This window comes from Ralstonia sp. 1B3, from assembly GCF_036631435.1.
The window spans coordinates 12,321-32,784 of record NZ_JAPNUG010000001.1; the positions used below are offsets into that span (position 1 = coordinate 12,321).

The following is a 20,464-nucleotide window of genomic DNA, read 5'->3' on the forward strand; positions in this document are numbered from 1 at the left end:
TCCCGCCAATCTTGCTGGCGCTCCGGCACATGCCAGCACCACGTCTTCAGATCCCGGTCATCGGTCTCCTCTGGGGTCTTTCTATGCCGTGTCAGCACGGCATTTTTTCGCCTCGTATTGGGAAGTCCAGCACGAGGCCGAATCAGCACTCCAAAGTGCCAGACGGCCTTACCTCACGTTACGAAGCCAAGACCTGATCTACTGGTGTCATTGCGCGCTTGCCGGCACCCGCTGTTTGCTGATCGCGCCGCGCTCAAAAAGGCTTGGTATTCCTGGTCGGGTACGAACAAGCCCCCCGTCGTCCAAATGACGTGTGTGGAGTTCGCTACGTATTGATGGAGACCGTGGTGCTGCAGATACTCGGCGCCCTCGCCTGGGGACGTAAGCCAGCGGGGCCCATCGAAACCAGCCGCCGCGGACGGCTCGATCCGAAGAGACTCTGCAACTGCAGCGGTGTGAACATGCTGGAAGAGCCGCTCATCGTCTACAGTGAAAACGCCTCCCAACGCAGTCCGCATGGTAGAGACTGCGCGCGCGGACGCACGTGGAACCGCTAATCCATCCGCCTCGGTCTGGTTGTCCAGACCGATGTCGTACACCGCGGGATTGCTCCCGCTTGGGTCGAGCATCGAAAGAAAAAAGCATGGCGACGCCACGGGTTCGGCAAAGAAGCAATGCACATGCGGTCCAAAAACATGAGCAAGGCCAAACGCGATGCCAGATGGTGCGCCACCAACGCCGCAAGGCAGATACACAAACAACGGATGCCGTTCATCGACGACAACCCCTGAGGCATGCAGTTGACTCTTCAGACCTAACGCAGCTGCGCTGTAACCCAGGAACAGCGACAGGGAATCCTCATCATCAACAAAGTACGACTTCGCATCGCACTCCGCTTGACGTCGGCCCGCCGCCACCGCAGCCGCATAGTCCCCCTCGTGTTCAACCACCGCGACGTTCCGCTTGCGCAATCGGTCCTTTTTCCATTGTTTGGCGTCAGCAGACATGTGCACCGTTGCCTTGAACCCCAGCGCGGACGCAATCACACCGATGCTCAATCCCAGATTGCCGGTCGAACCAACCGACACCTGATATTGGCCAAGGAATGCCCGCGCTTCGGCATCCAGGAGGCCGGCAAGGTCACCTTCGGAAGCAAAACCATGAACGACAGCGAGATGCTCTGCTAACTCCAGGACTTCATGGATGCCGCCTCGCGCCTTGATCGATCCGGCAACCGGCAGCCCATGGTCTGCCTTCACAAATACATGTCCTGCAAAAGGCGGCAAGCCAAGTGCTTCTTGCAGAAAGCTTGCTCGAATCAATGGTGATTCGATGACTCCACCGGTGGCCTCCAGTTCGGGAAACAACTGAAGCAGCACGTGCCTGAAATTTGCAAAGCGGTTTGCGGCTTCAGTGACATCGGCCATGCCGATGATTCGCTCTCCCCATGAGCATACGGGCATCCCATCATGGGAACGATTCGGGTTCGTCCACAACTGCGGTCTACGCGCCTCCAGCGCAGCGATCGCGTCAGCGGAGGCGAGTGTCAGATGCATCCTGTCCATGGAAAACAAACTCTTAGAGGGAAGGAAAACCAGATGGGAGCGTTCTCGTCCGCAAGAACGTTAAGAAACAGAAGGCTGTTCGCTATGCAGCTCCACTGGAGCAGGCGCGACGATGCGAGAGTCAAAAGCCCTGTAGAACGAGATTACGACAAGCGCCAGAGCGTTCACGATCATCGGGATCACCGAGACCGCCAGACGTATTGACCAGATTGCCGAGTGCGGTTGTTCAACGAAACCCTCTTGAGTCTCCACCAGGCCGGACAATGAGAACAAGCCTCCGGCAACCAATGCCCCCAATGCAAATCCCAGTTTTTCGCCGGCGACGAACACTCCGCTAAGCACCGCCTCTGACTGCGGCGCGTCGCTCCGGCTGTCTCCATGCTTGATGCAGTCCGCCAGCATCGAATAGGCAAACACCTGAATGCCACCTTCACTCATCCCCAAGATGGTTGCAATGGCCAACACAAATGGCACCGGGGTCGTTGGATGGACCATCAGGTACCCAAGGGCGGCGGTGCCGGCGACAACAAGTGCCACCGCAAATGAGCCGAATTTGCCGACAAGCTTGCCGAGATACACAAACAGCGGAATCGCCGCGACAGATGCCCCGAAGGTCAGAAAGAAGAGAAGCGACAGGAAATCGGCGTCTCGATGCAGCACGTAAGTGACGAAGTACGCCAAGGTTGCCCCCAGCACTCCGCTTCCAATGACGTGAAGAACATAGGAAAAAGCAGCAACAATAAGGGACGGTTGTTGACCAGCGCACCCCAAATCTCGGCTTTCGTCAGATGCGGAGCGTCCACATGTCGGGCTGGCTCCTTGGAAGTGAGGAACGTCGTCATCACGCTCACCGCCATGACGCTCCCCATCACGATACCCATCGCCAGATATCCGGACCGACCTCCCCCAAATTTCTCAACGATCAATGGGGCACCAGCGCCCGCCAGCACGCAGCCCAGCATGGAGTACACGGCGCGATAGGAATTGAGCGTTGTACCGTCGTGGTAGCCCGTCGCGATCTCGCTGTTCAACGCGCAATAGGGCACCAGGAAGGATGAATAGCAGAACGTGCAGATACTGAAGACCCCCGCCACAAAGCAAGCCGAGGCCAGCGGCGAACTGAACGGCGCTCCCCAAATGAAGCCAAATGCCGGCAGGATCGTCAATCCGGCGAACAGAATGTAGGGACGCCGACGGCCCAGCGACGTTGACGTTCTGTCGGACATGCCGCCCACCACCGGACTCGAAATCAGATCTACGATCTTCGGCAGAACTGCAGCCAGCGTGGCGACGCCCACGGAGATGCCCAGGATGTTCGTCATGTAGAACATCAGCAAGATGCTCGGCGTGACGGAGTAGATTCCGCTCGACAGATCTCCGATGGTGTAGATCGGATACCTGACCAGACGCGATGCTTTCGGCTTGTCCATGGTGCACAACGCTATGCCGTGGTTAGGGTGCCGCGGGGTGACCGGCTGTCTCCGCCCGAAGCTGCGTCAAGCGGCTCCATAAGAGCCGACGCTTCTACATCCGTTCCTCTGCGAGAGGTATTTCACGGCGGCTGCCCGGCCGAGGCAACAATCGCCTCGAGTCGACGCATCGACCGTAGCAACACTTTCAGCGTTGTGAAGCCCGCTGTAGCAAGGCCTCAATTGCCGCTAACGATTCGGGCTCGTCCAGAAGGGGAGGATGCCCGCGGCCTTTGACCGTTGTCAGAACAGTGTCGGCATGCGCCTCCACCATGCGCTCGGCGCAGTCGGCCGTAAAGAAGTCTGAGGTCTCGCCACGAAGCAGAGCGACTGGGACGCCACGCGTCGCTAGAAACTGCGGCCATAGATCTGGCCTTTCGGCCTTCATCCGTTGCGCATCGACAAGCGAGCGAAGGTCGAAGTCCCGGGCATATCTACCAGGCGTCAACTCTCGATAGGCTCGCAACATCAGATCCACCCAACGGTCTTCGGAGAGATCCGGGTACGTCTTGCCGAAGTGCAGCTTTACGCGATCCACTGCTTCGTCAAAGCTGAAGTCCGATGCGTCGACGTTGTCCGCCATTCTTTTAGCAGACTGCTCCACGACCTCGGCGCCGAGGTCGTTCAGAACGATACCTGACACGCGCGTCCCGCTCTCTCCCGCCATATCCATCGCGATGATGCCCCCAAGAGCAACGCCCAATACCGCAACCGGGCCAATGTCGAGATGGTCCAGCAGATCTTTCACGTCCCGCATGACGAGATCGTAGTGATAGTCCTTGGGGTCGCTGTACCGCGTAGAGAAACCGCGCCCGCGGAGATCCGGGGCCACCACACGGACACCCTTGGCCGCGAACGTCCTGCCCAAGTCGCAGAAGTCGCGGGAGTTCCGCATGAACCCGTGCAAACACAATAGCGGCACAGAAGACGCGGGGCGCGCCGGGACGAAATCTCTATAGAAAAGCTTCGCTCCCGTAGAAGTTACAAACCACGCCTCTTTGCCGCTCTCGACACTTCCGTCCATGGCAGTTCCCCTAGCATGCGTCCCGCCCACCTCGGGCGATCGTTGGTGTCAAACATTGATCCAAAAGCTGACGTTAGTCAAGTTTTATCGTACACTGGGATCCACAAGGGGTCATCGCGCCCCGTTCTCACGACGACGTCATCTCACGTACATGAAAGACACCACCATCGTTATCGGCGCAGGCATCACCGGCCTCACAGCGGCGCACACATTGAAGGAAGCAGGTCGAGATGTTGTCGTCTTGGAGGCGTCAAACCGCCCCGGCGGGCGAATCGTCCGCCTGACAAGAAAAGGGGATGCAGCAGAAGGCGGAGCGCAAGGCATTCATTCCAACTACAGAGAAATGCTCAAGCTGGTGAACTCCTATGGGTTGTCCCAAGACCTGATGCCCCAATCGAACGTCCAAGCCGGTTATTTGGATCGCCGGGGCAATATCCAATTTCCGCAAGGGAACTTGGGGCTTGCCAAGCTGCTGGGCCTGCGGGGAACATTGGATCTCACGTGGTTTACGATCCGGTATCTTGCCATGTCGAAACGATTTTCGTTCTTTGAAACAGAGAAAGACATTCCGGAATACGACAATGTTTCGGCTGCGGACGCGTTTTCTTGGGCCGGCAGCAACTTTAAGGATTTTGTGCTCCGCCCCGCAGCCCATGGAATGGCAAATACAACGGCCGAGCATACGAATCTATATCACACGCTCAATCTCATAAAGATGTTTGGCACATCCAAAGTCATGACGCTGCGCACAGGCAATGTCACACTTGCCGAACGGATGGCCAAACGGGTCAATGTGCAATATGAAACGGCGGTATCAAAGATCCTCACGAATCGAGGCAAGGTCGAAGGCGTCCTTCTTGAAAACGGAACCACACTAAGTGCAAAGCACGTTATCGTCGCATGCTCCATCGATCGGGCTGCCGAGCTCGTCCCCGATGGTATGCAGACAGCAAAAGAGTTTCTGTCTTCATTCCCAAATGCCCCTTTCTCGCTGGTGTACTTTTTCCTTGATCGCCCTCTCCAAACAGAGGCGTTCGTGTACATGGGGCACGCCTACCGGGATACCGTCTTTAACATGGCTTTGAATCACACGGTCAAGACTCCGCACCTGGTGCCAAGTGGCAAGGGATCATTTCCGCATGGCCTTGCTATCCCGATGCAGCGCGTCTCGCCCAGCAAAGTGAGTCAGACCTGATCATCCAAGCGTTACGCGACGTGGAGGCCTTCTTCCCAGGGATTTCTCAATGGGTTGATGAGGCACGCGTGCAGCGGCATACGTGGGGTGTTGGCCGCTTCGCTCCGGGCCAGCATGCTAAGATTCTCGCGTTCAAGAAGGAGGCTGAATCGTTTGACGGGATTTCATTCGCCGGCAACGATTACGATGGTGTCCACATGGAATCCGGCGTCCGTGGTGGCCTACGTGCAGCAGAACGAGCGCTGAAAGGCAATAAATAAAACGCTGACCCGTCGCTGAGCGCCTTTAATCTACAGAGGATTCACCCAGAGTGTCAGGATCAAAAATCACGCCTCCCGACGATGAACCGGTGCGCCAAAAGGCTTCGCACCGAAAAGGACGCACCGCAGAGGTGCGGCGATCCCCTCGCGTGCCAACTCAAGAGCGAAGCAGGCGCAGATATCAAGCGATTATCGAGGCAACCGAACATTTGCTGCAAACCGCAAATATCGAAGATATTAGTCTCTACGATATTGGAAAGCAGTCCAAGATAGCGCCCGCCTCTGTGCATTACCTGTTCAATACGGTCACCGCAATCCATATTGAGTTAAACAAGATATACAACGAGCGGCTAACTGCCATCGTTCTGGAGCAGAGCAAGCGCCAGGCTGCCAAAAAGAACCCAAGCTGGCAAGATTGGGTTAAAGCTGTGATGGCGGATGCCCGTGATGTGCTCAACAACAATCGAGCCATGAGTGAAATCATGTTGGGGCCAACATTGCATCGCCAAAGTCGGATTAACAACCTGATGCACAATAAAACATTCGGGCAGGCTTCGCTCGAGGTAATGCGGGAAGCCTATGTCATGCCGGAAATCCCAAATCTGGAACGCTACTTCATGTTCTCTACAGAACTCGGGGAGGCGTTGTGGTCGGGCTCTTATTCCGCCCGGGGCGAGATAGACGACGAAACGTTCGCGGAGTCTGTTCGGGCCACGCTCGCGTATCTGAGATGCTTCCTGCCGGAAACCCTGGTTCTAAAAGAGCGTCAAGCAGAAAGCGCAGCGTAGGCCGCAATCTGGAGCCTCGACGAGCAACAACTCTCGGCTCGTAAGCTGACGATTAATCGATTTACATCAGATTTTTCGCTCCCTATCCATTGACTTGAGCCATGCTGGGAAGCGCGGGCGCCCCGGACCGTGCTTCCCTCGCCGCAGTCAGTTGCCGGTTGCACCCATGATCGACTTTGTTTCTAGAAACTCGTCGATCCCAGCCGCACCCCACTCTCGGCCGTTTCCGGATTGTTTGTATCCGCCAAACGGCGCAATGGGATCCACCCCAGCCCCGTTGAGGTGCACCATGCCAGTACGCATCCGCCGCGCCACGCGCTGCGCCTCGTCAACATCCGGACCGTAAACGTAGCCCGATAAGCCGTAGATCGAGTCGTTGGCGATAGCAACCGCCTCTTCCTCATCGCGATATGGAATGACGACGAGGACGGGTCCGAAGATTTCTTCCTGTGCGATACGGAACATGTTGTGCGGGACTGTGAAGACCGTGGGCGCAACGTAGAAGCCTCGGTCAGTGCCTTCCACCGTGCTCAAACCACCGCTCACCAGCGTGGCGCCTTCATCCAGTCCCACTTGAATCATTTCGCGGACCTTAAGAAACTGCCGGCGGTTGGCGATGGGGCCCATGGTCGTGCTCGGGTCCATGGGGTCACCCACCACAATGCGTTTGCACGCCTCCACCGCTATCGCTTGCACTTCTGCAAGGCGGTGCGCAGGTACCAGCATGCGTGAAGGCGCCGTGCATGTCTGACCGGAGTTGCTCATCATGCTGAGCACCCCGTGTGTGACAGCGGTCGGGAAATCGGCTCCATCAAGAAGGATGTTGGCCGACTTCCCACCAAGCTCGAGACACACGTTTGACGGTATCTGCTGCGGCCTTGGTCACCTGTGCACCGGCGCTTGTCGAACCGGTCAACGAGACCATATCGACCAGTGGATGCGAGGCAAGTACCTGGCCGAGGCGACCGCCTTCTCCCTGGACCATATTGAAGACGCCGGGAGGAACGCCAGCCTCCTCCAGGATTTCCGCAAACAGCACTGAGGAGTAAGGAGCGTTCTGGCTGGGCTTCAGAACGATGGTGCAACCTGCTACCAAGGCTGGGGCGACTTTGCAGGCGACCTGGTTCATCGGCCAGTTCCACGGCGTGATCATGGCGCACACACCGACCGGCTCTTTGACCACGCGCGTGGACGGCAACTGAACCTCAAAGGCATGCGCCTTCGCGACGGCTGCCGTCGCACGGAAATGCATCATGCCTGCGGGGGCTTGTGCAGGCATCGACAGCGCATGGAGGGGCGCTCCCATTTCCAACGTGATGGCACGCGCCATGTCGTCCATCCGCCGTTCATATATGTCGGCAATGCGCTCCAGGAGCGCGATGCGTTCAGCAAGCGGCGTCTGAGAATAGGCGGGAAATGCATCGTACGCAGCCTGAATCGCGAATACAGCGTCAGCTTCGTCTCCGAAGACAACACTGCCCGATACCTCTTCTGTCGCGGGATTGATCACATCGTGATGGCGGCCGCCACCGCTCGGCGGTACCCAACGGCCGTTGATGAAGGCGCATTGAAGATGCGCTGAGTCTTTTCCAATGGTCACGCGTTGTCTCCTTGCCGAATGCGTCGGCTTAGTTCTGGTTTTGGGGCTTTGCGGCGGGGTCCTGTACGACGCCTCGTTGCGAGAACATCAGCCATTTCCCCGGCCCCGTGGGCAATGCCGCCGTCAGCGGTGCGCCGCCGGCACGGATCGATTCGGTGAAAGTCCGACCACCGTCATGGCTTTGGGCCGCGAAGCCATCGAGGCCGACGACCATCACGTCGCCGTTTCTGGCCGCGATGGATGTGATGGAGCTGGCGGCTTTCAAAGGTATTCGCGTCCAGCTCCGGCCGCCGTCTTCGCTGCGCATCAACGTTCCGCGCTGGCCGCCGACTAGCAGCACGCCGCCGTCCAGCATCGCCCCGCACCACAGAGAGCCGTTGTAGCCGGTGTCGAGGTATTCCCATGTCCTGCCATAGTCGACCGAGTGCAGAACCTGGCCCTTCTCTGCAGTCGCATATATGCCCCCCTTTCCGTCGGGAAAGAGGCCAAGCAAGTTGAAGTCAGACTTGGTGCCCGCTTTGGGATTCACGCGCTGCTCTGTCCAGGTGGCACCGCCGTCCTGCGTCACCAGCACGAGCGACCACAACCCCACTGCAACGCCACGCTGTGGATCGAAGAAATGCACCGCAAAGAGGGGGCGATCCTCCTCGGTGCTCAACCGTTGAATTCGCCATGTTTCACCACCATCGGTGGTGGCAAGGATCACCCCCCAGTGGCCCACGGCCCATCCTGTTCTCGGACCGGCAAAGCTGACGCTCGTCAGAACTGAACTCACCGGCACCTGCTGTGCCTGGTGGAAAGAGGCACCTCCATCATCGGACAGCAACACGACGCCGTTGGCGCCCACGCTGACCAGACGGTCGCCCGCCCACGCCGCACCTAGCACCGGAGACTGTGTCGCGATGGGAGATTTCGCTGCGGGAATCGGAACCAATTTTTCGGATTGGGATGCAGCATTGGCAACCACGGCCAGTACAGGCGCCGCAGCAATGACGAAGGCTCGAAGGATGCGCGAATGAAGGATCTTCATGGTTCGTCTCCCCACATCAATGCGCCAGGAGGCCCGGCGCACGCGCGGGGCCGCGGCGTGGGAATAGCCGTTCCAGCCAAACCGCAAAAGCAGGAAGAACGGTCATCGCCATCACCATATTGACCAGGAACATGAACGCGAGCAGCTTGCCCATGTCGGCTTGGAACTTCAGTGCGGAGAACGACCACGTTGCCACCCCAACAGCCAGCGTCAGTGCCGTAAAGATCGTGGCTGTGCCGACCTCCAGAATCGAGTGCTCCAGCGCCTTGACGATACCCACTCCATTGGCCAGATGGAGTTGCAGGCGGTTATAGATGTAGAACGCGTAGTCGACGCCGATACCCACCGCAAGCACCATCACAGGAAGCGTGCCCACGGTCAGGCCGATCTCAAGCTCTTTCATGAACCAGTAGCCGATAAACGTGCCGATCGTGAGCGGGAGACAACAGGCCAGTACGGCGCGAACGTCCCGATAAGCGAGGAAAACCAGCAGGACGATCGTGGCATACACGTACAGCATCATGGGGAGTTCGCTGTGCTCGATCACTTCGTTCGTTGCCGCCAAGACGCCCGCGTTGCCTGAGGCAAGCCGGATCGTGACGCCGGGGAGTTTCTCCGTGTCGCGGAATGTCTTCACCGCGGCGATCACGCGATTGATCGTGGTGGCTTTGTGATCGGAGAGATAGATATGCACCGCACTCATGCTGCAATCCTTGCGCATGATTCCGGGAAGCCGCCCCACTTCTACGGCCATCGCCGCGTAATTCGCGGGATCAATGGGCGTCGCGGACATCTTCGGATTTCCTTCGTTGTAGCCTTCGTTGTATTGGCGAAGCAGCGACGAAAAGGACGTAATGGACAACACTCCATTTACGGGCTGCATTGCCCAGACGAACCGGTCCTGGTATGTGGCAATCTGGACGTTCTCGCACGAGTTGGACGGCGCCTGAAAGACGACCGTGAGCCAGTCCAGCCCGATGTCGTAGTTGGTGGCGATCGAAACAGCGTCTCGGTTGAATCGGGCGTCTGCACGCAACTCCGGCGCGCCCGCCTGCAACGTACCGACCACGCGATCCCGGCTCTGCCAGGCCGCCGTGGCAAACACGCCGGCCGCGATGACAAGAACGAGTGCTGCATTTCGGGGAACCGCAACGCGTGCCAGGACATGCAGCCAACGTGCCCGTTGTACCGCCCTCGCTTCCATGCTTTTGGCATACGCAGCGTCCACCTGAAGCATCGATGCCGCAAGGGGAAGCATGACCAGGTTCGTGATGATCTTGTACGCAACGCCAAGCGATGCCGTGATGGCCAATTCGCGCACCATCGGAATCGGGACAAGAACCAGCGTGGCGAAGGAAACGAACGCGGTGATGAGCGCAAGCGTTCCGGGCACCAGAAGACCACTGAAACTCGAGCGCGCAGCGCGGTCCACAGACTTGCCGTGAGAGATCTCTCGAACGATGAAGTTGATCTGCTGAACACCATGCGAGACGCCGATGGCGAACACGAGGAAGGGCACCAGCACACCCAACGGATCAAGCCCGTACCCCAGCAAATACAACGTCCCGAATTGCCAGATCAGCGAAAAGAGCGAGCAACTCAGTGGCAATATCGTCAAGCGAATCGATCGACAGTACCAATACACAGCCAAGGCGGTTAGCAACAGCGCCATCAGGCAGAACTGCAGGACGGCGGCAGCGCCCTCAGCGATGTCACCAATCTGTTTGGCGAAGCCGATGATCTGGATCTCGTACTTGTCGTCCTCGAACTTCTTGCGTAGCTCAGACTCCAGCATCCTGTCGAACGACACATAGTCGATACGCTTACCGCTGGCGTTCACCTCGTTCAGGTCGGCCGTCACCATGGCACTGGTTTGGTCTCGCGAGACCAGGCTGCCGACAAAGCCCCCTGCGCCGTCGACCGAGAGATATCGCCGATGGCCGTTGCATCCAGGCGGTCCGGGGTGACCGTGCCCGGGATGAGTGGATCGGCCCGGAACCCTTCCTCGGTGATTTCGTTGACGAAGGAATTCGGCGTCCATAAAGACTGGACGCTGCTGCGCGACACATAGGGCAGGAACGTGACGGCCTGCGTGACGTCGTAAAGGCGCTTCAAGCCCTCCGTCGTCCAAATGGTTCCCTTCCTGGCTTTTACGACGATCGTCAGGCGGTTTGCGCCCAACAGATCATCTCGGTATTCGTTGAATGTGGCGATATATTCGTGCCCCACGGGAAGCTGCTTCTCGAAGCCAGCATCCATTCGCAGCTTGACCGCAAACCATCCCATCGCAACGGTGAAAGCGATGAGTAATCCAAGCACAAGCCGCCTGTGGCCGAATAGCGCGTGCTCGAGCATGTTTAAGATCCGGACGAGCGCGCTCGAACGCGCCGACTCGGCAACAGGCGACGACTTCATGATGACCTCAGAAATTGCGGGATGCGACGATGCCGAAGAAGTCTCGGTCACGTAGCGGGTTCTTGAGCGGGTTGGTCGATCCCATGAACCTTGTGTAGTTCAGGCCGATCTGCCAGTTGGCCGGGTTCTGTACAAAGTTGACGTACAGGTTCATCGAGCTCACACCTCGCACGAACTGCGCATTGATGTTGGGGGTCTGGCCAAAGAGTCCGTATCGGAAGTACACGCCTGGATTGACCTGCCAGCCCTGCACCAGTGTCCCGTCATACACCCAGTTGAAGTCGACATTGATGCCGCCGGAGTACTTTGTTCCGGCCGAACTGCCGGGGCTGTTGAGCGCACCCGTGGCAAAGAGATCGTTGAATTCGTTACCCCACAACAAACCACCAGCCGCAATAGGTGACCCTCCGTAGCTCTTATGGAGCCCCGGGTAGGCGATCACGACCGTTTCGGTGGTGAGCGTGGCCGTTTGCGCTCCCAAGAGATTCAAGAGCGCGCCTGCGTTTCCGGGCTGAAGTGCATAGAGCGAAGTCAGGTGCCACTGAAAGCGTTTTTCGTCGACCCAGCAATTACCCCCTGGGCCACGCAACCACTCGCCGGGTTGAGCGGCACGGCATCCCGGGGCCGGAAGGAGAGCTCCGTTCCAATGGCCATGTCGCCCACCGGAAAATTGGCGCTGACACCAAACATGTGGCGGTTTTCCGGATACTTGAAAACGGTAGCGCCGTCAGCAGCGAGAGACGTCTGGGGTAGCTTGTCGTGATACGCGATCGCGTAGACCCCAAGATTGATGTCCGTTCCGTCCGGTTGATAGCGTGCGGCAAAGCCAAACTGACCGCCGTTCTTGGGACGCGCTTCTCGCACACCGTAAGCACTCTCGCCCGCTCCGATGATGGACGAGGACCAGTAGCTACCTACCGGAGGCAAGTAGCTCTTGTTCCAGTTGCTCTGGACGTACCCCTCCACATTGACCCCATGCCCGAGGCCTGAGGCAACACTAAGGATTGGGGCAGGCAGAACAAATTCCTTGACCTGTGCACCTGGCTGAGACGCCCGGTTGATATCGATGGCGTTCGTCGCATTGATGCCGCCGATCTCGAAAATACTCTCGCCCCAACTGATGACCTGGTTCCCGACCCGGACTCGCGCCTGCTGGTCACCGACACTGAACTGCTTGCTGACCCAAAGATCGAGCAACCGAGCCTTGAAGCGAATATTGCTGCGGGCATCCGATGCAAGCCCGCCACTGATATCGGGGAGAAGCGGCAAGCGCGTCCTGTCCGCTGGTTGCTCCAGTAGTGCGCGTGCCCGCGTAGTCGTACACCCAGGAGCCGCGGGCCATGAACGCGAGCCCCTCTGTCGGCATTTTCAACAGCAACTCGTGGCTACCCTTGAGGTACGTCGTAAAGGCATTGCCTTTGTTGTAGTTGATGTTGCCTTGGTCGCTAAGGCCGCTGATCTGCCCGAGACTCCCACCGCCCGTGCGGGCCCCGGTGGCTGGGTCATAAGTCGGCGACACGAGGTTTTCGCTTTGCGATGCCGTGCGAACACCAACCCCCGCAGAGACTGTCGAATCGAGGCTCCCCTGGATCGTGTCGTTAGAGAACGTAAAGGCGTTCGCCCCCGTGCAACCCAGCGCGATGAGCGCTGAAACGGCCCCACGCACGGCAGCACCACGCTCTTGAGAGCGAGTGAAAGAGAGGTTTTTCATTGTCGATGTCCTCTCTTTCAACGCTCGCTCAACGCGCGAAGGTTTTCAGCGTTGTAGAAGCTCGCCTTGAAGTGCGGATCGTCGGCGCCATCCACAATCCATTTCGCATCTTTTCCTGCCGCGAGCATCGATCCGTCGACAACGTAGCGGCCATCATTCAGGTTGTATTGCGCGAAGACGAGAGACATACAGGCTCCCGTCTCATACACGGGAATCGAATATCCTTCCCGCACCTTGGAGATCTTGCCCTGGGCGTCATAGTCCACCGCACCAGCAAGACCCCAGCTATCTTCGTCGATGTAGAAGAGACGCTTAGGCGCGGAATGCCGAACACCTTGTTTGACCGTCGCCTCTACCAACCACACGCGGTGGAGCTCATAGCGCCGGTACGCAGGGTTAATGAAGTCCGGCTGATAGGCGTCTTCGTACTTGGCCGTGAAGTCGTACATCCCGAGCGCGTTGTACGGAATAAGCATCTCCTTCTTGCCAATCAGCTTCCAGTCGAACCGATCCAGAAGACCAGAGAAGACGTACGCCTCGTCGATGTTGTACTGGTTGTCGAAGCCGATCTGCGGTGCATCGTAGGCATAGGTCGGCATCCGGCGCGTCCGACGTTGCCCCGGGAAGTAGTAGAAGACTTCCGCCGGTTTGGCGGCATACGCAGTAAACATTGCGCCCTGGCCGGCCAGGGCCACAGGCGACTTGTACGTGAAGTAGTTCATCGCCTCGACCTGGCCCGCGGCAGAAACGTCGTGCCGCCCTTCACGCCCCAGGGGAAGTAGAGCCACGTGTCGGATACAAATTTCAGGCCATCGCCAGAGCTTCCCTTTCGCGGCGACGTCATCGTAATCTGGTCTCGGAACTCGATGCCAACGCCGCGGTAGCCCAGCTTGGCGTTCCACATCGCTTCGGCGCCCGTCTTAGGATGCGGAAACGGGAACCCAGGAAGATACGCATCGGCCAATGCAGTGCCGTCTGGACTCATCTTGGCGAAGCCGATGTTCTTCTTGGTGTTCTCCGCCACAAAGTCGGGCATACCGCAGGTTCGACGCGTCGGATACACCGGCATGGTGTATCCCTTGGTTTGCTTGATCAGCGCGACCTGGCCAGGATTCAGCTTGTCGGCATACTGGTCGACGTTGCTCGCATCGATGACGTACAGCGGCTTGTCAGATTTGTACTTGAAGAAATCCAGTCGGCGCTTGCCAGGACTCCATCCATTCTCCAGCGCCCCCGGCGCGGTCCATGCAGGAATGCCGCTGGACGTCCCGGCCTTTTCCGCGCCAGCAGGCGTCAGATCAGCCGTCTGTGCTATTGCCGGGTACGCCGCCGCCGAGAAGAGCGCAGCAAGCAGGGAAGGCATGGTGACCTTTTTGATAGCAGCAAACGGCTGCAGCGGCTGGGTAGTCCTGGCAATCACAACACTCTCCTCGAGAATTTGCGCCCCCTCAACGACTCAGTCAGAGCCGTATCGAAAGCGATCGTCAGATGGATGGCAAGAAATTCGGATGCACCGCAAAGCTGATGTAAAGCGAATTTAGCAGCGGCACGGGCGCCTATCAAGCAGGGTTTATGCCAGTGTTGCGCGGTAAATGTTGAGCTTCCTCGACATGGCCGGAGAATGGTTCGCCACCAACATCTGACTTATATTGACTTAACAAGACGATCCGGAAGCAAACGCACGTACTCTCCCCTTGTTGGTGCAGCGGCCCGCTTCTGCCCTGCCGGAGGGCAAATTAAGACGCCATCTTGTGCGCACTGTCTTAGTCAGGGATGCGACGGGTGCTTGCCGTGACGCTCAAAGAGCCTCTCGCATAGCGGATACGTCCACCGTTGTATTTCCCGGCAAGCACGTGCTCGCCGAATGCGGTGGCAAGGTCGCGTAGCACCGTTGTTAGCGCACGCCGACAGGCCCGTGAACTTAATGCCGCTACCGAAAGGGAGGAATAGAACTTTCGGGGGCGAACCGGTTGTCAGTCTTATGTTTGCCGACTGCACTGCCACGGTTCGCGTGGTACCCAGACACTGCCGCATATGTCGATAGTCATCGACCGTCGCATTCAACGGCAGCGATGCCTCTTCATCCAACAAGGGAAAGCGGCGGCTAGAAATGGGGGTGTGAATCGCAAGCCAATGCCGGGCCGATGGAGGAGAGCCGATGGACGCCAGAGGATGTTGGAAATGCGTCTGGACACTCTGCGTTGACGCCCTTTTCCAGCCTCAACCTGCCGACCCAAAGAGCTGAGATGCCCGGAGGATGGCGCGACAACTCTGACCCGCAATGTTGGCCGCGTCTAAATAGCGTCGACAGTCATCCTGGAGGCAAGTCACGCGGCCTGCCTCCACATGACAGGCAACCGCGACTACTGCTTGGTTGGCTCTGCGTACACGCGCTTCGCAAACGCGGCGATCGCGTCCGCCATCGCCTTGGGCTGTTCCGGCGCAAAGGCGTGACCTGCGTTGGGCACCACAACCACCGTGACACGATCACCCAGCATCGATTTCAGCACCTGCGAGAACCGGCGCGGCGCCACTGCGTCGTGTTCTGCCTGCAAGTCCAGGATCGGCGCGTTCCCCGCCGCAAAGTACGCATCGACCGGCGTCACGTTGCGGGCATGGGACTCCGCCTCATGCGTCTCTTCGTGCCAACCATCGAGCCAGACGCGGGGGTCGTTGCCCGGCGCAAAGAAGGCTTTCCGCAGGTATTCCAGCCGCTGCTCTTCCGACAGATGCATGTCACCTGCGCCATCGATAGCCTTGCGCATCTCCGCGTTGATGGGTTTCTCGTTCGAGCCAGGCGGTACCTTGCCGGCGGAAGCTGCCACCAGAACCACGCCACGCACCAGCTCGGGGCGATCCACCGCCACCATGCGCGCCGGGAAGTTACCCCAGGCGTGGCCCACCACCACAGCCGGCCCCTGCTTCTCGTGCTCGATCACTGCAGCCACATCGGCGGCGAAGGCATGCATGTCCAGATTCGCCATCTGCCCCTTGCTCCGGCCAATGCCACGCGGCTCCGGGCGCAACACGCGGAAGCCGTCGGCGACCAACCGGTCTGCGACCTGGTCGTAATCGCGCCCCGAACGGCCCAGCGACGGCAGGATGACGATCAGCGGCCCCTTGCCCTGCCGCATCACCTCGATCTGCACGTTGCTGTACTTGACCAGTTCGCGATCAATCTGCCCGGCATCCGCGGCTGCCAGCGCAGAGAAGGAAAGCATGACCGCTGCCAATGCGGTACAGCCGTACTTGATCAGTTTCATGATGTTCTCCTTGGTGTGGATGGGCATGCCGCGCGGATGCGTCGGCCTGCAAGTTGTAGTGTTGACGGAATCAGGACGCGCCCGGATAGACACGTCGGGCGAAGCGCGCGATGGCGCGGCTCATCGCTGCAGGTTGCTCGGGCGCCATGGCGTGCCCGGCATCGCGGATCACCTCCACCGTCACGCGATTGCCAAGCATGGGCTTGAACACGTTGGGCACGACCACGGCGTCGTACTGCGCCTGCAGATCAAGCATGGGTACCGTGCCGCCAGCGAAGTACGCATCCACCGGCGTGACATTGCGGGCGTGGGCCTGCGCGTGATGCGCGTCCGGATACCACCCGCTCAACCATGGTTTCGGGTCGTGGCCCGGAGCGAAGAATGCCTGGCGCAGATATTCCAGACGCTTCGCCTCGGGCAGCGCGAGGTTGCCGGAGCCATCAATCGCTTCGCGCAGCCGGCCGTAAGGCTTCTCGTTGGAACCCGGCGGCAGCTTGCCGGCGGAGGCTGCCGCCATGACGAGACCGCGCACCAGGTCTGGCCGATCCACCGCCAGCATGCGCGCCGGCTGGCTGCCCCAGGCATGCCCCACCACGACAACGGGCCCTGTCTTTTCCTGATCGAGCACGGCGGCAACGTCGGCCGCAAACGCATGCATGTCGAGATTGGCCATCGGCCCCTTGCTTTGACCAATGCCGCGCGGTTGCGGCCGCAGGACACGCAGCCCATCCGCGGCAAGCAGGCGGGCCACCTCGTCGTAATCTTCAGCGCCGCGCCCCAGCGACGGCAGGATGACAACGGTCGGCCCACTTCCTTGGCTCAGGGTTTCGATCTGCACTTCGCCATGGCGCACGAGCGTCCGCTGCACGTCTGCACTGGTTGGCGTTGACGTGGCGCAGGCGGACATCATCAGAGTCAATGCGGCGCCAAGAAGGCATTTCTGCAACGTCATGGAGTCTCCTTTTCCGGGACATGGCCCGGTTGTTATTGTTTCGGGTAACAGTGGCCCTTCGCGGCTGGAAACCAACCGCGATGCATCAGACAACGGCAACGAATCAGGCTATTTGGCGGAAATCGGGTCGAGCCCCGTCTGGACCAGCTTGGCAGCAACTTCCGGCGAGCGCAGATACGTGATCAACCCTTCGGCGGCCTTGCGTTCCTTGGCATCCTTTGCGACTGCAGCCGCAATCACGCTCGTCTTCTGCACTTCGGCGGGCAGCGGGCCGACATACTGGATGCCGCTGAACGCGCGCAGCTCGCTGATCTGCTGCAGGCCCAGATCGGCCTCGCCGCGCTCCAGGGCCGAGCCGACCAGCTCCTTGCCACGGATCAGCACGCTCTTGGCTTTCATCTGCTCGGCAATCCCGAGACGCTCGAACAGCGTGCCGGTGATGTAGGTGCCGCTCGCCCCTTCGGAAAATGCCACCGACTTGGCCGCCAGCAACGTTTGGCGCAGATCGTCGACAGTCTGGATATTCGGCTTGGGCAAGCCCTTGCGCACTGCAACGCCAACGCCTGACGCCACGAGATCAACGCGCGACTCCGGAATGAAGCGCCCTTGCTTTACTTGGTCCGTCAAGGCGGCGCCGATCATGAAGCAGACGTCCATCGGCTCGCCGTTCTTGATGCGCATCGGCAAGGCATCTGGCGAGCTGCCATAGGACGGGCCCCACGCAATGATCAGATGGTTGCCCGACTGCCGCTCGTACGCCGGTATGACTTTCTCGAACGCTGCGTGCAACGCACCGGTGGCCAGCACGTGGATATCGGCGGCCCAGACCGCACCCGTTGCGGCGATCAACGGCACTGCGCACAGCGTACGCGCCGCAAACCGGCGCACTCTGGATTGGAACGGCATGTCTTGTCTCCTAAGTCGTTCTCGTTTGATTTTTGGTGTTGCAGAACTAAACCGCCCCGCGTGTGTTCACGTACAGGGCATAGAGCGATGTGGTGGACGCCATGAAAAGGCGGTTGAGGTGCCGCCCGCCAAAGCACAGGTTCGCGCAGCGCTCCGGCAGTGCGATGTGGCCGATCGCGGTGCCGTCGGGGGCAAACACCCGCACGCCATCAAGCTCTGCGGTGCCGGTGCCCCAGCCGCACCACAGGTTCCCATGCACGTCGACGCGAAAACCGTCCGGAGCCCCGTCCGCGGCATCGATCAGCACACGGCGGTCGCCCAGCGTTTTGCCGTCGACCACATCGAATGCGAGAATCTCGCGCGGCCGTGCGCGCGATGCCACCACGTAAAGCGTCCGCTCATCCGGTGAGAACGCCAGCCCGTTGGGTCCGAGCACATCGTCCGCAACGCAATCCAATCGTCCATCGCGCGGGTCGATCCGATAGATGCTTGCTGGCAACTGCGGCTTGGCAATCTGGCCCATGTAGTCGCTCACCAGGCCGAACGGCGGATCGGTAAACCACACCGCGCCGTCACTTGCGACGACCACGTCGTTCGGAGAATTGAGCGGCTTGCCATCGAACTCGCTGGCCAGCACGATGATGCTGCCGTCGTATTCGGTGCGCGTAACGCGGCGTTGCCCATGCTCGCAGGCAATCAGCCTGCCCTGCCGGTCGCGTGTCAGGCCGTTGGCCTTGTCGGAGGGCGTGCGGTATGCCGCCACCGCGCCGGACGCATCGTCCCAGCGCAGGATGCGATCGTTGGGCAGGTCGGTCCAATAGAGCGCCCCGGCGTCGCCAAACCAGACGGGGCCTTCCGCCCAGCGGCAGCCGGTCCACAGGCGCTCGACCTTGGCGTGCGGCAAGCGGTAGTGCTCGAAGCGCGGGTCGAGAATGCGCACGGCAGGGTCAGGCGTGCGCAGGCTGGGTTGCCACCAGTCGTTGCTCATCGCTGGCCCTCCTTGACGCGGCTCAGCAGCACCAGAGAAAGCAGCGTTGCCAGCACCAGCATCGCGCCCATGCCGATCAGCCCGGCCTTGAACGAGCCCGTGGCGTCTTTCAGCCAGCCCACCATGTACGGGCCAAACAACCCGCCAAGGCTACCCACGGAGTTGATGAAAGCGAGGCCGCCCGCTGCAGCCTGCTTGTCCAGGAACGTTGCCGGAATGCTGTAGAAGCACGTGCGCACGGATGACAACCCCACCACGGCCACCGTCAAGCCGAGCATGGCGGGCACCAGCGCATCAGACGCCACCGATGCAAAGAAGCCCAGCGCCGCCACCGCACAGGTGATCACCAGGTGCAAAACGTAGCGCTGCGTGCGCGCCACCACGCGTGCCCAGACCAGCATGACCAGGGCGCCGACGACGTAAGGCAGCGCCGTGGCAAAGCCCACCTGCGTGTTCGACAGGTGATGCGTCTTCAGGATGGTCGGCATCCACACGCCAATGCCCAGAATGCCGATGATGTAGCTGAACAGAATGGCCGTGAGCAGCCAGACGCGTGCGTCTTTGAGCGCCGGTCCGAGACGATGCTCAACCGCTGCGCTGCGCTCCCGTTCGATGGCCGACGCCAGTGCGGCGCGCTCCTCTGCCGTAAGCCAGGCGGCGTTATCGGGGCGATCGGTCAGCATGCGCAGGCAAAGCAGGCCGAGCACACAGGCCGGCAGCCCCTGCAGGATGAACAGCCACTGCCAGCCATGCAGCCCCAGCCAACCGTCCAGCTCCAGCATCGATACCGACAGCGGCCCACTGAATACCGACGAAAGCGGGATCGCAGCGAGAAACCAGCCCATCATGCGCGTGCGATAGCGCGACGGAAACCACAGGGTGAGATAGAAGATGACGCCAGGAAAGAACCCGGCCTCGCCAATGCCGGCGAGCAGGCGGATCGCCGCATAGCTGTTGGGCCCAACGGCCAAGCTTGTGCCTGCAGCAAACAGGCCCCACGTGATCATGATCCGCGCCAGCCAGCGACGTGCGCCATAGCGATACAGCGCCAGGTTGCTCGGCACCTCGAACAGGCAATAGCCCACGTAGAAGATGCCGGCAGCCAGACCAAACTGCGCGGCGCTCAAGCCCAGGTCGCGGTTCATGGTCAGCGCCGCGAAGCCGACGTTGGTCCGATCGAGGTAGTTGACGAAGTACGCGATTGCCAACAGCGGCACGAGGCGCCAGGCAGCCTTGCGACAGGCGCTTTGTTCAGCAGACTGCCCTGCCTGGGCGGCATCGATAAACGTGGCTTGCAT

Annotated in this window: 11 protein-coding genes and 5 pseudogenes; 3 read left to right on the forward strand and 13 right to left on the reverse strand. The window is 59.9% G+C overall.

Annotated elements, in window-relative coordinates:
- Positions 1 to 173 precede the first annotated feature (173 nt).
- The 3 genes and pseudogenes from OWR21_RS00065 to OWR21_RS00080 form a co-directional block, all read right to left on the reverse strand.
- Positions 174 to 1,556: a D-serine ammonia-lyase gene (locus tag OWR21_RS00065; protein ID WP_332394276.1), complete on the reverse strand. Its 1,383-nt coding sequence runs from the start codon at positions 1,554 to 1,556 to the stop codon at positions 174 to 176.
- Between the two features lie 69 nt (positions 1,557 to 1,625).
- A pseudogene (locus tag OWR21_RS12510) lies at positions 1,626 to 2,995 on the reverse strand (MFS transporter).
- A gap of 187 nt (positions 2,996 to 3,182) precedes the next feature.
- Positions 3,183 to 4,058, reverse strand: coding sequence for an alpha/beta fold hydrolase (locus OWR21_RS00080; protein WP_332394279.1), 876 nt, complete (start codon positions 4,056 to 4,058; stop codon positions 3,183 to 3,185).
- Positions 4,059 to 4,209: 151 nt separating this feature from the next.
- On the opposite strand from OWR21_RS00080, the gene OWR21_RS00085 reads away from it, so the two are divergent.
- From OWR21_RS00085 to OWR21_RS00095, 3 genes are all read left to right on the forward strand, one after another.
- Positions 4,210 to 5,253, forward strand: a complete 1,044-nt coding sequence (locus OWR21_RS00085) for a protoporphyrinogen/coproporphyrinogen oxidase (RefSeq protein ID WP_332394280.1) — start codon at positions 4,210 to 4,212, stop codon at positions 5,251 to 5,253.
- Positions 5,254 to 5,273: 20 nt separating this feature from the next.
- The gene (locus tag OWR21_RS00090; protein ID WP_332394281.1) at positions 5,274 to 5,513 is read left to right on the forward strand and encodes an FAD-dependent oxidoreductase; all 240 of its coding nucleotides are present in this window, start codon (positions 5,274 to 5,276) and stop codon (positions 5,511 to 5,513) included.
- 89 nt (positions 5,514 to 5,602) lie between these two features.
- Positions 5,603 to 6,301 (forward strand): TetR/AcrR family transcriptional regulator, encoded by a 699-nt coding sequence (locus OWR21_RS00095; RefSeq protein ID WP_332394282.1) that lies wholly within the window; start codon positions 5,603 to 5,605, stop codon positions 6,299 to 6,301.
- A 147-nt stretch (positions 6,302 to 6,448) separates the two neighbouring features.
- On the opposite strand, the pseudogene OWR21_RS00100 reads toward OWR21_RS00095, so the two are convergent.
- The 10 genes and pseudogenes from OWR21_RS00100 to OWR21_RS00155 all read right to left on the reverse strand — a co-directional run bounded on the left by OWR21_RS00100 (position 6,449) and on the right by OWR21_RS00155 (position 20,464).
- Positions 6,449 to 7,895, reverse strand: a pseudogene (locus OWR21_RS00100) (aldehyde dehydrogenase family protein).
- 34 nt (positions 7,896 to 7,929) lie between these two features.
- Positions 7,930 to 8,931, reverse strand: coding sequence for a WD40/YVTN/BNR-like repeat-containing protein (locus OWR21_RS00105; RefSeq protein ID WP_147214794.1), 1,002 nt, complete (start codon positions 8,929 to 8,931; stop codon positions 7,930 to 7,932).
- Positions 8,932 to 8,947: 16 nt separating this feature from the next.
- Positions 8,948 to 11,346: pseudogene (locus OWR21_RS00110) on the reverse strand (efflux RND transporter permease subunit).
- A 7-nt stretch (positions 11,347 to 11,353) separates the two neighbouring features.
- A pseudogene (locus tag OWR21_RS00115) lies at positions 11,354 to 13,057 on the reverse strand (DUF1302 domain-containing protein).
- 17 nt (positions 13,058 to 13,074) lie between these two features.
- A pseudogene (locus OWR21_RS12515) lies at positions 13,075 to 14,420 on the reverse strand (DUF1329 domain-containing protein).
- 1,000 nt (positions 14,421 to 15,420) lie between these two features.
- Entirely contained in the window at positions 15,421 to 16,320 is a 900-nt protein-coding gene (locus tag OWR21_RS00135; RefSeq protein WP_332394289.1) for an alpha/beta fold hydrolase, read from the reverse strand.
- A 70-nt stretch (positions 16,321 to 16,390) separates the two neighbouring features.
- The gene (locus OWR21_RS00140) at positions 16,391 to 17,272 is read right to left on the reverse strand and encodes an alpha/beta fold hydrolase (protein ID WP_261797087.1); all 882 of its coding nucleotides are present in this window, start codon (positions 17,270 to 17,272) and stop codon (positions 16,391 to 16,393) included.
- 108 nt (positions 17,273 to 17,380) lie between these two features.
- Positions 17,381 to 18,178, reverse strand: coding sequence for a substrate-binding domain-containing protein (locus OWR21_RS00145; RefSeq protein WP_147214791.1), 798 nt, complete (start codon positions 18,176 to 18,178; stop codon positions 17,381 to 17,383).
- Positions 18,179 to 18,224: 46 nt separating this feature from the next.
- Entirely contained in the window at positions 18,225 to 19,166 is a 942-nt protein-coding gene (locus OWR21_RS00150) for an SMP-30/gluconolactonase/LRE family protein (RefSeq protein WP_147214790.1), read from the reverse strand.
- On the reverse strand, positions 19,163 to 20,464 hold the full coding sequence (locus OWR21_RS00155) for an MFS transporter (RefSeq protein WP_147214789.1): 1,302 nt from the start codon (positions 20,462 to 20,464) through the stop codon (positions 19,163 to 19,165). The genes OWR21_RS00150 and OWR21_RS00155 overlap by 4 nt, the downstream gene beginning before the upstream one ends.